Below are 12,572 nucleotides of genomic sequence, written 5' to 3'. Positions count from 1 at the left end.
CACCCGAGTCTAGTCGTCGCCGGCGACGCCGCGCCCCATCACGACGCCAACCATCGCTTCCTTCCCGGAGGGCTTTGCAGAGCGCCGGATGGGTTGCCCCTCGCCCTTGACGTAATTGCCGCCCGGGGGCTTCGGGATTCCCAACGACTCGCGCGCCCCGGCGATCGCCGCGGAGACCTTCGACTCGTCGACCGTGCCGTCGTCGCCGAGTAGTCCGGCGAGCTCGGTCCCAGATGCCCACAACGCCGCCGGCTTGAGACCGCCTACGGTCGCCTGTCGTTCGACCTCGGCCCGCTGCAAAGCCTCGACGCGTGCGGCCAGGGCGTCGCGTTCAGCCTCAGTGTCCCGCAGCCGCCGGCGGTACTTCGCTGCCTCCCTGCCCGGACCTTCGTCGGCGGCGTCGTCCTGGTCCTCGTCGGCGCCCTGGTCCTCGTCGACCTCCGAGTCCGCCGCTGGCGTCTCGGTGCTGTCGACCGCGGCGGCTTCCGTCTCGGTCGAATTCGGCTCGGTTCCGGGTGTGTCGGTGGTGGTCATGTCGGTGCTCACTGGTTGTTGCCTTTCGTGTCGTAGGGGTCGAAGAGTTCGACGCCGGGGTACTCGCCGGCCTCGATAGCCGCCGTGATGCCGAGCCGGTCAGCGTGAGCGCGGTCGAGCAACAGACTGTTGAAGATGAACGTCTCCACCGACCGGGTAACCGCCAGCGGTGACCCGTCAGCGTCGGTGATGATGTCGGCCTCGCTCGTCGTGAACCGGCCCGCGCCGAGGTTCTCCACCCAGCGCAGCGAGTAGTCCTCCACATCGGCCAGCGTCATCTCGTACCGCGGACCCGGCGGACGCTTGCCCACATCGCCGAACAACCCCCGAACCGCAGCCCGCAAGTCCTCTCTGTCAATCAATTTCGGATCCTTTCGTTTTGTTTTTTTCAGAATCTGGGGGGGCAAAAGGCGCTGTGCCTAGAGAGCGCCTGGTGGGGGTGTGGGGGGGTACCCGCCCCTGGTCAGCGGTTTCACCATGTCCGGCTGGTTTCGAAGGCGACTCCGGGTCGGGGGTGGTGGATGCCGTTGCAGTCGTTGCAGTGTTGGCCGGCGGGTGCGTGGTTGTCGTCGTAGGCGTAGCTGCCGCAGTCGTCGTTGGTGACGTCGGCGTTTTGGCAGGCGATGCAGAATCCGTGGTGTTGGCCGGTGCTGCGGCACCGGTTGCACACGCGGTGGGCAAGGCGGCAGTTGTCGCGGTCGTATGGGTCGCCGCCGTGTGCGATGGGAACTATCTCGTCGATCTCTGGGCTGAGCGGGTGTGGGGTGAGAAGTTCCTTGTCGACGTCGTGGCCGCAGATGCCGCAGGTGTCTTCTTCGCGAAGGATGCGTGCTCGGAGAGCTCGCCGGCGTGCTCCGTTCGCGTATCTGGGGTTCGTCACGGCAGCGTCTCAACCCAGAAACGTGGTGGGGGTGGCGCTTTCTTGCCTGGCGGGTAGAGCCCGACTTCGGCCCATTTGGCTTCGGTGTCTTTGAGTCCGTCGGGCTGCGCTCTGTTGTCCCAGTCTTCTTGGGTGTAGGCCGGGAAGCCTATTTCGCATGGCACTGCGTACTTTTCGCTGAGTTGCGCGCGGAGTTGTTCGGCGTCGCGGATGATGCGTTTCGACATGTAGAGCGCTTCGAGTAGCGCCGATCCCGCGCGCCAGCACGGAAGCTGGTCGGGGTTGTCAGGTGGTCGCTGGTGGCGCACGACGTTGTAGGCGCGGACACGGCCGATGACGATGTCGTATCCCTGGTAGTAGCGGGCTTGTTCCTCGATCCACGGAACGCGGGCGTCGATGAAGCCGTCTTTCTCGGGGATACCGAGTGTGCCGTGCCGGCCGAGGTTGGCGACCCGTTGGTATTCGTCGGCGGCGTAGTAGTGGGTGGCTGCCGCAAGCTGGATGTCGACGGCCCCCATGACGTAGATGCCGCAGCTGCAACCGGGGTGTGGCGGTGTGTGGGAGGGGTCGCGGCGGCAGACGGCGTGTGTGGTCCCGCGACCCCAGACTGTTTGGTCTTTCGGGCTGACGTTGCGCAAATCACGCCGGTGGCCGCGCCGGGTGGGAAGGTGCCAGTACCGCCACGCAATGAGTTCGGCGATTACGTCGTGGTGCTCGGTGGCTTCGGTCATCGTGTCCGTCCTTGGTTGGGTGTGGTGCTCGCGGTCCGCACTGAGCCGGGGATGCGCCCGCTCGCTGCGATCACTTGGCCGGCAACGACTCCCCGCGGTCGTTGCGTCGGCCGCAGCCCATCGAGCCAGGCTCGACAGGGGGCAAGGGATGGACATGCGTTGCAGAGACGCAAAGCGGCCGTACGCGCGTCCTCACGCTCGGACCTCGGGGCCGCCTTGCCGTGTTCATCGACCGTTGCTTCGAAAAGATCCGCCAGACCCGCGCATCGCGCTCCGGGAAGGTCGGGAATGTCAGCGAGCAACGCGGCCATGGTTTTCCAGTTCACGGCGTACTCCTCTGCGCCGTCGGGTCGTGCAGCGGCTCGGAAAACAGGTCGGATTCTTGAACGGGCTCGGTAACGTCCCGTCCCGACGCCTGCGGCGGGCTGTGGTCGCACCGGCGCGCACTATCGGCGGCCAGGCCATCGGGCCCCAGGCGCCAACCGGATGGATCGCAATGGCGGCAGCGGCGGATGGCCGACGTTCGTTCGGCGCGTGCGGCCTGCTCGACGGCGCCACGGCGGTTCACGCTGGTTTCCTGTTGGTTCGGAAGTTCGGATGGCGGGGGCAGTCTTCGAGGTTGTCGAGTCGGCCGAACTGATCGCAGGACGGACAGCGGTCGATCGCGGCGCGCACGGCTGCCCGGTCAATGGAAACGTCAAAGGAAACGTCAAGTACGACACCTGAGTGTCGGAATCCACCACCTGATTTGGCGGAATCCACATCCGATTTGTCGGAATCCACCGTCTTGGATTCCGACATCTGGTTGTCGGTATCCAAGACGGTGGATTCCGACACCTGGTTGTCGGTATCCACAAGCGCAAGAACCTCGTAGACCGGGGCCCGAGATTGCCCATGCTGATTCTTGAAGCCGGCCTTAGCGATTCGAACCAGGCCCGCTTGGACGAGCTCGTGAACCGCACGCTCCGCAGTCCTTCGAGACGGCCAGTAGAGGCCCGCGCGAATGTGGTCCCATCGCACTGACGCCGTGCGATCCGCGCCAGCTTTCTCGGCGATCGCGATCAGGGCTTGGAAGCCACGGTCAGACACTTTGCGGGCCTTTAAGCTGGCCGCGGCACTGATCACCTCGCCGACGAGTTGGCCGCTCACGTCCCCGCGGTGAGCGTAACGACGGCGCTGTCGAGTAGTCGAACGGCCAATCTGATGGCGTACTCGGGAGTGACATTGTGTGGATCTGTGCCTGATCCAACAGCGAGTAGTACCAATCCGGGTCGCGCAGCGTTTGCGGCGACGTGGATCACCGGCTGGTCAGGCGGCTTATTCACGCGGCACCGCCGAACGGCTTCATCGCGTCGTCGATCTGGTTCAGGTCGACGCGGACAAGTCGATGTCCGGATCGGTAACCCGTTAACCGGCCGTCGGCAATCATCTGCCGGATCGTGTGAGTGTGAACGCCGAGATACTCCGCCGCATCAGCGATCGAGACGTAGCGGCGTCGAGAGTTGTTCTGCACGAGGGCATCCCCTTTTGAACGGAAACAGCCGAGCAACAGATAGACCATCTGGGTCTGTTCTGTGCTCGGCTGCCGGTTCAACAAGTCCGCGTGTGGGACTCAGCGGGTAGACCCCAGTTTGGGGCGTGCGCCGTTCGTCTTAGCTCCTACGATCTCGCCGGTCCGGAGTTCCCGGGTGGTGATGCGCCGGTCGAATCCCGCCTGTGTAGCGGGCGTGTCGCCTGTGAGCCTTGAGTAGCGTCGGTGTTTGGTTGTGGTTCCGAAGGTTAACAGAAACTCTCGAAATATCACGAGAACCCTGAGCCAATTGCGTGTTGCTCAGCCGTTCGCCGCCAGCTTCGACAGCAGCGCCGCGATCTCTCGGTCCCGCCCCTGAGCGGCGTGCTGATAGCGCATCGCAGCTTGTGGTGTGGAGTGTCCGAGACGTGCCATCAGTTCCGCCAAGCTCGCACCGGTTGCCGCGGCCAGCACGGCGCCAGAGTGGCGCAGATCGTGCCATCGGAGGTCGTCGCGGCCGGCCTCCGCGCGAGCTTTGTACCAATGCCGGTAGAGGGTCGACGGCTGTAGGTGTTCGCCCGCCTCATTCGGAAATATGAGCGAATCGCGCTTTGGAGCAACGTATTTCGACAGGTGGTCTTCCAGCTGCGGGACGATGTGCGGCGGGATCGCGACGTCACGGATGCCAGCGTCGGACTTCGGTGTCGTCACTGCGAACGTGCCGCCTTGCGTGCGAACCGCGGCGCGACGAATCCGGATCACTTCGTCGCTCAGGTCGATATCCCCACGGCGAAGCTCGACTGTCTCGCCGAAGCGCATCGCACACCACGACGCGAGGATCACCATCAGTTGCAGCCGCTCGGGCATCGCAGCCGTGACGGTGGCGAGTTCGTCGATCGAGGCCGGCCGAATCTTGTGGACGCGCTTGGCGCGGCCAGCCCCTGTGATTCGGCAGGGGTTCGAGTCCAGAAGTTCGTCGTTGACGGCGCTAGTCATGATCGTTCGGAGCAGGCTGTAGGCGTGACTGCGCATGGTAGGGCGGTCGACGAGCGCGTCGGCGTGCCACTCGCGAACATCCTTCGGGGTGATGGCGGCAATCTGGCGACTGCCGAAGACCGGCAGCAGATGGTCGTCGAGGATCGCCGCGTAGTGCTCACGGGTGCGGTCCTTGATTGGACGTCCGGCGACTTGCCGGCCTTGCACCCACGCGGCAGCGTAGGCGCCGAACGTGATCGCCTCACGCTTTTTCTCGGCCGTCGCGTCCCACACTCCCCTGTCGATCTCCCGGCGCTTGGCGACGACAAATGCTTCGGCGTCGATGCGGGCGCCGAACGTGGACGGCGCGGTGTGCCGGATTCCATCCGGACCGGTGTATCGGACTTGGAATCGGCCGGACGGAAGCTTCCGGATGGTCGCGAAGGACCGCTTTTCGCGGGCGCGTGGCATGGCTCTCCGTGGTGGTTAGTATCGCGGCGGCGTGCCCAATACGTGCCCAACGAACCTACACGAGGTCGAATCTAACTACACTTGGCGTGCGCGATACTGTCTATCGTGTCGCCTGTTCAGCGGTCATTTCAGCAGGTCACCGCGATGACTTCGAAAATGAGCAGCGGCCTACTTCAATCCCAGTATCGCGCACCACGATTGATGCACTGTTGTTCCCCTGCCCGAAACTCTGAAGCGCGGCCGACCGTTGCGGGCCGAGACGGTCACCACCGAATCCCGGGCCGCATCGGCAGCGTTACGGGAATTGTTTCCGGTATTGCGCGGCCGAATCATCGCGGACAGCGGCGGAGAAGTCCATGCGCTCGTCTCGCAGGTAACCAGTGATGCCAAGCGCTGCGGCGAGTCCACCGGCCACCCAGGCCGTCCAAGCGGTGCTCTCCCCGGTGAATCCAGCTGCCCACGGCGACAAGAGCAGCGCGAATCCCACGATGGCGAGTGTCAGGAAATCGTGGGTAGGTTCCGACGCGAGCAGCGACCAAACCGCGACCACAGCGATCATGCCGCCAAGACCGACGGTCACCGCGGTCCCGGCTGCGCTCGACCGGAAGACAAGAGCTAACAGCACGGTCGCGACGCTCACACCCAACGCCAGCCGACCGATCAGGTAGCTCCAGGGGTGCCGAAGCCGTTGGCTGTCGCCCAACTCATTGACTCCGTACTCGGTCGGCGTTTTGTCATGAAGCCAGCCGACGCCGCCGAGGATTGTGGCCAGGCCGCCGGCCACCCAGCACGTCCACGATGCTCCCTGGTCATAGTTGAAGCCGTTGCCGATGAACGGAGCGACGAACATGGCCAGGCCGACTACGAGTAAGCCCCAATGGTCGGGAGCTCGGTTGTGGGCGAGCACCGACAGCGCCCCAAAGAAGGCGATGAACGATCCGAAACCGAACGCGAATCCCTGCCCGATTTGAGTCGAACTGACCACAAACGCCGACACTGCCGCGCAGACGCCGATGCCTACTGCCACCCAGCCGATCCACCGCTCTGAACTAGTCATAACCTCAACCAACACCCGTTGCCTGCAGGGCGGGTAGGGCATTTCGGCCATAGTTCCGGGTGCGATCGCAACCGTGTGCGGCAGCTGGCAGTCAGCCGCCCGGCCGCGGCGCGCGAAGCGCGTCAGCAACGCACGGACCGGGCCCACCCCGCGCCCGTTGTGAATTCTGTTCGCGGGCTTGCCGATACGGCGTTATCGCCGGGCCGGCCTCGATCCGGACCTGCTAAGCGCGCTCAGCCGTCATGTTCATATCGACAGTGCCCTGGCACGCGCCGCTGATGATCTCGGTGTGCATGGTGCCGGATAGGGATCCGTCAGCTTGCGGGGTGTACCGCACCTCAGCGTGGGCCGGGTTCCACTGGACCGTCTCGTCGGGCATCAGGCACTGCCATTGAAAGTCGCTGGCTTGCGTCCACGATGACCCGTCCCAGGTGAATCGAACGGGCTGTGGAACCGTCGGATTGCTCGGCGGCGGACCGCTCGTGATCGTGGCGGTGCACGTGCCGTTGGTGCAATTCGATTGGAAACCATAGGTTTCGGTGTGCTGTTGTTCGGGCTGACCGGCGGCCATACTCGTTCCGGCTTTGGGCCCGACGATGAAGGTGATCGCGTACTCGCCGTTCCAGGACGCCGAGTCGGCGAAGGCAATCGGGGCGAGCCAGACCGCGATCGCCGCCGGCGCGGCGAGCAACCCGGCGAAGGTGCTCAAGCTGCGACGATTGGTGTGAGCCATCGCTGAATACTAAAGGCGAGGCAAACAAGACCAGTAGTCTTAAAAATGGTCCGGGCCGTCGCGGTCAGTCGTACGCTCCCAGCATGACCGCCACCGCCCAGCTGCCGTTCCGTCAGAGCCACCCGCTGCGCTCCCCCGACGACCTTCTCGCGCTGCAGGGCACCGGGCCGATCCACAAAGTCCTGACCGCCGTCGGCGACGAGGCGTGGCTGGTCACGGGGTACGCACTCGTGCGCAGCCTCATGGACAACGAACTTCTCGGCCGCACCCACCGCGACCCCGCGAACGCCCCGCGCAGCCGCACCTCGGCGCTGTTCGGCGGCCCGATCGGCGATTTCGATTCCGAGCCGACCGACCACGCCCGCATGCGCCAACTACTGCAGCCGCACTTCGGTCCCCGGCACATGCGCACCCTGCAGCCGAAGGTCGAAGGCCTGTGTGCGGCCCTACTCGACGACATGCACCGCCAAGGGCCGCCCGCCGACCTGTTGACCAGCCTGGCCGAGCCACTGCCCATCCTGGTGATCTGCGATCTGCTCGGCGTCCCGTACGCCGACCGGGACCGTTTCCGCCGCTGGGTCGACGACGCCGCCTTCTCCCCCGACGACGACGTGTCTCTCAAAGGGCTCGAGTCGCTGCTCGGCTACGGCATGGAACTGGTCGGCGCGAAGCGCGCGAACCCGGACGACGACGTCATCTCCCGTCTGTGCGACGAGCCCGACCTGGCCGACTTCGAGATCGCCACGCTGGCGATGCAGCTGCTCTTCGCCGGTCACGAGACGACCGTGACCCAGATCTGGGTGGGGTGCCTGCTGCTGCTGAGCAATCCCGACCAGTGGCAGACCCTGCTGCACAACCCGGACCTCATCCCGAAGGCCGTCGAGGAAGTCCTGCGCGCCGGCATGACCGGCGGAGTCGGCGTCCCGCGCTACGCCCGCGCCGACATCGACGCCGAGGGCGTGACGATCCGGGAGGGAGACCTGGTCCTGCTCGACCCGGGCGCAGCCAACCACGACCCCGAGGTCTTCACCGATCCCGACCGGCTGGACCTCAACCGCAGCGGCGCGGCCCACGTCGGCTTCGGCTACGGCCTGCACTACTGCCTCGGTGCGGCGCTGGCCCGACTGGAACTCAAGACCGTCTACTCTCAGCTCATTCCCCGCTTCCCCACCCTGGCGCTGTGCACTGATCCGGCGACGATGACCGCCGGCTTTCACTCCCTGTCCCACGGACTTGTCGAACTACCGGTGACATGGGGATAAAGCCCTGAGATCGATCCTGCGGGAACGCTTCCTCGTGCCTGTGACAGTGCTGTCTGGTCCCCCACGGGTCGCCGCCGATCCGCTACGGTCCGCGCTATGCGGGGGTCAACCAGGGTCATCAGAAAACTGAAGCGCCGGACCAGCGTCGCCGGGGTGATCGTCGCCTGCGCCGCGGTCGTCGTCGCGGCCATTGCGGTCGCGGCGGTCTTCTTCTACAAGCCGACGCCACCTCCGGACCTTCACAGCGTCTCGACCACCGCGCAAACGACTGCTGCCCCGCCCCCGGCGCCTGGACCGGCCCCCATGCCGGTCACCGCCACCAAAGCGCCGACACATTGAGGCACTGCCGCCGCACACACTCTTACCAAATCGTCAATATTTCTGTCGAAGTCGGCCGCCGGCCACCGCAGGTGTCGTACATTTCTGACGACGCTGAGAACACAGCCGACCGGTCGGGGCCCGGTAGCGCAAACACACCGAATGCCGACCGTCACAAGCGGGTCTCCAGGGGTGGGTTACGCGAAGTGGCCACCCCCTTGGGCCACCGGCCCCCCGCCCCTGGGGACCACTTGGCCCACAAGCCGACGTCGACGCCGGTCCGGCCGACGCCGTCGTGAGCACATCGCCCGGTGACACATCACTGCGACCGAGTGCGGAGAACCAGTCCACGGCCCTTGCTGGCGAAGACGTCCTACACCGCCAGTCGAAACAGTGGTCTCACCCCAGTCCCGGCGGCTGATCTTCGGACCACAGACAGTCACCGTTCATCGTGATGGTGAAGAGCTTCGGTAGCACGTCGAGGTGCAGGGGTTGACCCGACTCGCCGGGCGAATGCACCACGGGCGCTAACTCTCCCGGACCGATCACGGTCACCTGATCGGCACTGCATACCGCGGACGGGTCCAGCGGAGCGGCGGTCCACTGCCCCGAGCGCAGGTTGGGATTACGAAATCCCTGACCGTGCAACGTGATTCCAGCACCGTAGCTCAGCCAGCGACTGACCGGATCGAACGGGGCGAGCACCGGGGCCCACATGCCCGTTGCCTGGCAGACGAGAAAATCGCCGACGTCCGGCAGCCGGGTCATCACGTCCGTCAGCTCGGCCGGGCACGCCGCGCCGGGCTGCGGCACCGGGACGTCCGCCCGCGCGGGCGCCACGCCGAACGACAACGCGGCCGTGGCGGCCAGCAGCACGCCGCAACGCCACACGGTCAGCCGTATAGCTCGTCGATGTTGTCGTGGAAGTTCTCCACGACCGCCTTGCGCTTGAGCTTCAGGCTCGGCGTCAAATCGCCTGCCTCGACAGTCAATTCGCGGTCAATGATGGCGAAGCGCTTGACCTGCTCCCACCGGTTCAGGTGCTTGTTCAGGGTTTCCACGTACCCCTCGATCATTTCCCTGGTCTTCTCGTCCCGAGCGACTTCCTCGAAGGTCTTGCCCTCCATGCCGTTGCGATCCGCCCACTCGGTGATGGCCTCCGCGTCGAGGCTGACCAGCGCGACACAGTACGGCTTGCCCTCGCCATAGATGATGATCTCGCTCGCGAACGGACAAATGCCCTTGAACGCCGCCGAGATTGCCGAGGGCGCAACATATTTGCCCTGCGACGTCTTGAACATGTCCTTCTTGCGGTCGGTGATCCGCAGATAGCCCTCGGCGTCGAGTTCGCCGATGTCGCCGGTGTGGAACCATCCGTCGGCGTCGATGGCCTCCGCAGTCGCCTCGGGGAGGTCGTGGTAGCCGCTCATCACGCCCGGCCCCTTGAGCAGCACCTCGCCGTCGGCGGCGATCTTGACATCGGTGTACGGCAGTGTCCAGCCGACCGTCCCAAACCGATAGGCATGCAGACGGTTCAGCGAGGATGCCGCGGACGTCTCGGTCAGGCCGTAGCCCTCCAGCACGATGGCCCCGACGGCATCGAACCACTGCGCGATGTCGCGGTCCAGCGCGGCCGAGCCGGAGATGAAGAACCGCAGGCGGCCACCGAACCGCTGCCGGATCGTGTTGAACACCAGCTTGTCGGCGAGTTTGTGTTGTAACGCCAGCAGTGGTCCGACCCGGTGACCGGCCTGCCGGGCGCGCGAAACCTGCAGGCCCACGTCAGTGGCCCAGTCGAAGAGCCGCTTCTTGACGCCGCCCTCTTCGACCATCGTCTCGGTGATCCGGCCGTGCACCTTCTCGAAGATCCGCGGTACCGCACCCATGAACGTCGGCTTGATGATCGCCAGGTTCTCGACGATCTTGTCCACCCGGCCATCGATGACGGTGGGGAAACCCATCACCAACGGCATGGCCAGCATCACCTTGCCGAACGAGTGCGCGAGCGGCAGCCACAGATAGTTGAGGTCCTTGTCGGACAACACCTGCAGCGAATCCAGCGCAGCGGCGGTGTAGGTCCACGCCTCGTGATGCAGGCGCACACCTTTCGGCTTGCCGGTGGTGCCGGAGGTGTAGATCAGGGTGGCCAGCTGCTCGGGCGGGATCGCGTCGATCCGCTCGGTCACCGCGGTGGGGTTGTCGGCCAGGAGTTGCTTGCCCAGTTGCTCGAGATCGGCGAGGGTGATCACCCAGTCGTCGTCACTCGTCCCGTCGATGATCACCACCTTCTCGACAGCGGGCAGGTCGGCACGGTTGGCGGTTAGCTTGTCGACCTGAGACTGGTTCTCCGCCACGACAACGCGACTACCGGAGTTGGCGACGATGAACGCGGTGTCCTCGGCGTTGGTGCTCGGATAGACAGTCGTCGTCGCCGCACCCGCGGACAGGATGCCGAAGTCGACGACCACCCACTCGTAGCGGGTTCCCGCCGCCAGTGCCACCCGGTCCTCGGGGTTGATGCCGAGGGCGATCAGCCCGGCGGCAATCAACTCGACCCGTTCACCGACCTGCTCCCAGGTGACGCTGGTCCACCCGTCGTTGTCGGGATACCGGAACGCCTCGGTGTGGGGGGTGGCCGCGACGCGATCGAGGAACATCCGTGGCACCGACGGCGCCCGGTTGTCGATTTTGCTCACGTCGGGCCGCTCGTCGGACTTGCGCGGGCCTGCCATGGCGCGAGTTTATGTCGCCTCGCGCCGCCCGTGGCGGAATCGGGAAGCCCGGACCGAGCGATTCCCTGCCGCCGGCCGAACGGCCGGGCTAGTTCGGATCGAATTCGGCCGGTTCGCGATCCGCGGCGAGGTTCGCCAGCCGCCAGGTGGATTCGCGGTTTCGGGGCCAGAACCCGAGGAGTTGTATGCGGTCCGGCAAGAACCTTATCGGCCCCTCCACCGCCACCTCCGCCATCTCCACTCGGCAGCCACCCTCGATATCGCTGAGCCGCAGGGTGATTCGTGCTGCGCCAGCTGGGCCGAGCCGTGCCAGTAGTACCAGTTCCTCCTGCGGCGTGCAGCGCAGCACCACGGTCTCGTCGTTGATCACCGCCGGCCAGACACCGATCGAGTGCAGGATTCGCGCGCCCGGCGCCGGCCAGTCGGCGTCGACCGCGCGCATCCGACTGTTACCGACCACCCATTGCGAGTAGGTCCACCCGTTGGCCAGCACTTCCCAGACTCGTTCCCGTGGCGCGTCGATGTCACGCGTAACGCTCGTTGGCATGGTGTGCGGGTACCCGCTCCGTTGGAGGCGAACCGTCAACCCATGGTTGACGAAGCTTATCCGTCAACCTATGGTTGACGGATGGAAGAACCAGCCCGGATCGCCTACCCGATCCGACTCGACGACCTGATCGACGGCATCAAGCGGGGCCACACCAACGCCCTCGACCAACTTGCCGACGCAGTGCTGACCGCGGAGGCCCTCGGTGACCTCGCCGACCACCTGATCGGGCATTTCGTCGACCAGGCCCGCCGGTCGGGCGCCTCGTGGACCGACATCGGCAAGAGCATGGGAGTCACCAAACAGGCGGCACAGAAGCGTTTCGTGCCCAAGATGACCAACCTCGACGCCGCCGATCTGGACCCCGCCCAGGGGTTCGCCCGGTTCACCCCGCGAGCCCGCGGCGCCGTCGTCGCAGCCCAGAACGCGGCCCACGGGGCCGGAAATGCCGAGATCACGCAGGACCACCTGCTGCTCGGATTGCTGACTGATCCGGCCGCACTGGCCACTCCCCTGCTGCGTGCCCAGCAGATAACCCCGGACGCCGTGCGAGCTGCCATCGTTCTGCCACCGCGGAGGGACGACGTACCGGCCCTGATTCCGTTCGACTCCGGTGCCCGCAAGGCTCTGGAACTGACCTTCCGCGAAGCACTTCGCCTGGGCCACAACTACATCGGCACCGAACACATGCTGCTCGCACTGCGCGAAGCCGAGCAGGACGGCGGCACGTTGCACCGGGTCGGATTCGACAAGGCCCGCGCCGAGGCCGACATCGCCGAGATGCTCGCCGCGATCACGCTGGCCAAGGAGTCTTGAGCACAG

Annotated in this window: 15 protein-coding genes; 3 read left to right on the top strand and 12 right to left on the bottom strand. The window is 65.6% G+C overall.

Annotation, left to right across the window (positions count from 1 at the left end):
* Positions 1-9 precede the first annotated feature (9 nt).
* From CRM90_RS08990 to CRM90_RS08945, 9 genes are all read right to left on the bottom strand, one after another.
* Positions 10-534, bottom strand: a complete 525-nt coding sequence (locus CRM90_RS08990; RefSeq protein ID WP_142391347.1) for a hypothetical protein — start codon at positions 532-534, stop codon at positions 10-12.
* 8 nt (positions 535-542) lie between these two features.
* Positions 543-896, bottom strand: a complete 354-nt coding sequence (locus CRM90_RS08985; protein ID WP_142391346.1) for a hypothetical protein — start codon at positions 894-896, stop codon at positions 543-545.
* Between the two features lie 110 nt (positions 897-1,006).
* Entirely contained in the window at positions 1,007-1,414 is a 408-nt protein-coding gene (locus tag CRM90_RS08980; RefSeq protein WP_102806642.1) for an HNH endonuclease, read from the bottom strand.
* A complete protein-coding gene (locus tag CRM90_RS08975) occupies positions 1,411-2,145 on the bottom strand; it encodes a hypothetical protein (RefSeq protein WP_102806641.1) in 735 nt (244 codons plus the stop codon). Before CRM90_RS08975 ends, CRM90_RS08980 begins: the two co-directional genes overlap by 4 nt.
* 564 nt (positions 2,146-2,709) lie before the next feature.
* Positions 2,710-3,294, bottom strand: coding sequence for a hypothetical protein (locus CRM90_RS08965; RefSeq protein ID WP_102806639.1), 585 nt, complete (start codon positions 3,292-3,294; stop codon positions 2,710-2,712).
* A 172-nt stretch (positions 3,295-3,466) separates the two neighbouring features.
* Positions 3,467-3,706, bottom strand: coding sequence for an excisionase family DNA-binding protein (locus tag CRM90_RS08960; RefSeq protein ID WP_102806638.1), 240 nt, complete (start codon positions 3,704-3,706; stop codon positions 3,467-3,469).
* A 270-nt stretch (positions 3,707-3,976) separates the two neighbouring features.
* Positions 3,977-5,101 (bottom strand): tyrosine-type recombinase/integrase, encoded by a 1,125-nt coding sequence (locus tag CRM90_RS08955; protein ID WP_102806637.1) that lies wholly within the window; start codon positions 5,099-5,101, stop codon positions 3,977-3,979.
* 295 nt (positions 5,102-5,396) lie between these two features.
* Complete coding sequence (locus tag CRM90_RS08950; protein WP_102806763.1) at positions 5,397-6,158, bottom strand: SPW repeat domain-containing protein; 762 nt, start codon at positions 6,156-6,158, stop codon at positions 5,397-5,399.
* 223 nt (positions 6,159-6,381) lie between these two features.
* Positions 6,382-6,891: an Rv2253 family sensor-like surface protein gene (locus tag CRM90_RS08945; protein WP_102806636.1), complete on the bottom strand. Its 510-nt coding sequence runs from the start codon at positions 6,889-6,891 to the stop codon at positions 6,382-6,384.
* An 83-nt stretch (positions 6,892-6,974) separates the two neighbouring features.
* Here CRM90_RS08945 and CRM90_RS08940 point away from each other — a divergent pair, with 83 nt between their 5' ends.
* Complete coding sequence (locus CRM90_RS08940) at positions 6,975-8,153, top strand: cytochrome P450 (RefSeq protein ID WP_102806635.1); 1,179 nt, start codon at positions 6,975-6,977, stop codon at positions 8,151-8,153.
* Positions 8,154-8,249: 96 nt separating this feature from the next.
* Complete coding sequence (locus tag CRM90_RS08935; RefSeq protein WP_102806634.1) at positions 8,250-8,492, top strand: hypothetical protein; 243 nt, start codon at positions 8,250-8,252, stop codon at positions 8,490-8,492.
* A gap of 378 nt (positions 8,493-8,870) precedes the next feature.
* Here the strand turns inward: CRM90_RS08935 and CRM90_RS08930 are convergent, their stop codons facing one another.
* From CRM90_RS08930 to CRM90_RS08920, 3 genes are all read right to left on the bottom strand, one after another.
* Positions 8,871-9,347 (bottom strand): hypothetical protein, encoded by a 477-nt coding sequence (locus tag CRM90_RS08930; protein ID WP_102806633.1) that lies wholly within the window; start codon positions 9,345-9,347, stop codon positions 8,871-8,873.
* A 17-nt stretch (positions 9,348-9,364) separates the two neighbouring features.
* The gene (locus CRM90_RS08925; protein ID WP_102806632.1) at positions 9,365-11,203 is read right to left on the bottom strand and encodes an AMP-dependent synthetase/ligase; all 1,839 of its coding nucleotides are present in this window, start codon (positions 11,201-11,203) and stop codon (positions 9,365-9,367) included.
* An 88-nt stretch (positions 11,204-11,291) separates the two neighbouring features.
* On the bottom strand, positions 11,292-11,750 hold the full coding sequence (locus tag CRM90_RS08920; protein WP_102806631.1) for an SRPBCC family protein: 459 nt from the start codon (positions 11,748-11,750) through the stop codon (positions 11,292-11,294).
* An 81-nt stretch (positions 11,751-11,831) separates the two neighbouring features.
* Here CRM90_RS08920 and CRM90_RS08915 point away from each other — a divergent pair, with 81 nt between their 5' ends.
* Positions 11,832-12,566 carry a Clp protease N-terminal domain-containing protein gene (locus tag CRM90_RS08915; protein ID WP_102806630.1) on the top strand — a complete coding sequence of 245 codons (735 nt, stop codon included), beginning with the start codon at positions 11,832-11,834 and terminating at the stop codon, positions 12,564-12,566.
* Positions 12,567-12,572: the final 6 nt, after the last annotated feature.

This window comes from Mycobacterium sp. ENV421, from assembly GCF_002887815.1.
In the GTDB taxonomy this organism is placed as follows: Bacteria; Actinomycetota; Actinomycetes; order Mycobacteriales; family Mycobacteriaceae; genus Mycobacterium.
The sequence above is the reverse complement of the archived record's forward strand: the minus strand, read 5'-3'. Positions and strand labels throughout refer to the sequence as shown.

Excerpts from the sequence above, each read along its gene's own strand:
- CRM90_RS08955 (WP_102806637.1), bottom strand. The coding sequence starts at position 5,101 with ATGCCACGCGCCCGCGAAAAGCGGTCCTTCGCGACCATCCGGAAGCTT.
- CRM90_RS08960 (WP_102806638.1), bottom strand. The coding sequence starts at position 3,706 with ATGGTCTATCTGTTGCTCGGCTGTTTCCGTTCAAAAGGGGATGCCCTC.
- CRM90_RS08925 (WP_102806632.1), bottom strand. The coding sequence starts at position 11,203 with ATGGCAGGCCCGCGCAAGTCCGACGAGCGGCCCGACGTGAGCAAAATC.
- CRM90_RS08915 (WP_102806630.1), top strand. The coding sequence starts at position 11,832 with ATGGAAGAACCAGCCCGGATCGCCTACCCGATCCGACTCGACGACCTG.
- CRM90_RS08975 (WP_102806641.1), bottom strand. The coding sequence starts at position 2,145 with ATGACCGAAGCCACCGAGCACCACGACGTAATCGCCGAACTCATTGCG.
- CRM90_RS08945 (WP_102806636.1), bottom strand. The coding sequence starts at position 6,891 with ATGGCTCACACCAATCGTCGCAGCTTGAGCACCTTCGCCGGGTTGCTC.
- CRM90_RS08940 (WP_102806635.1), top strand. The coding sequence starts at position 6,975 with ATGACCGCCACCGCCCAGCTGCCGTTCCGTCAGAGCCACCCGCTGCGC.
- CRM90_RS08920 (WP_102806631.1), bottom strand. The coding sequence starts at position 11,750 with ATGCCAACGAGCGTTACGCGTGACATCGACGCGCCACGGGAACGAGTC.
- CRM90_RS08990 (WP_142391347.1), bottom strand. The coding sequence starts at position 534 with ATGACCACCACCGACACACCCGGAACCGAGCCGAATTCGACCGAGACG.
- CRM90_RS08935 (WP_102806634.1), top strand. The coding sequence starts at position 8,250 with ATGCGGGGGTCAACCAGGGTCATCAGAAAACTGAAGCGCCGGACCAGC.
- CRM90_RS08950 (WP_102806763.1), bottom strand. The coding sequence starts at position 6,158 with ATGACTAGTTCAGAGCGGTGGATCGGCTGGGTGGCAGTAGGCATCGGC.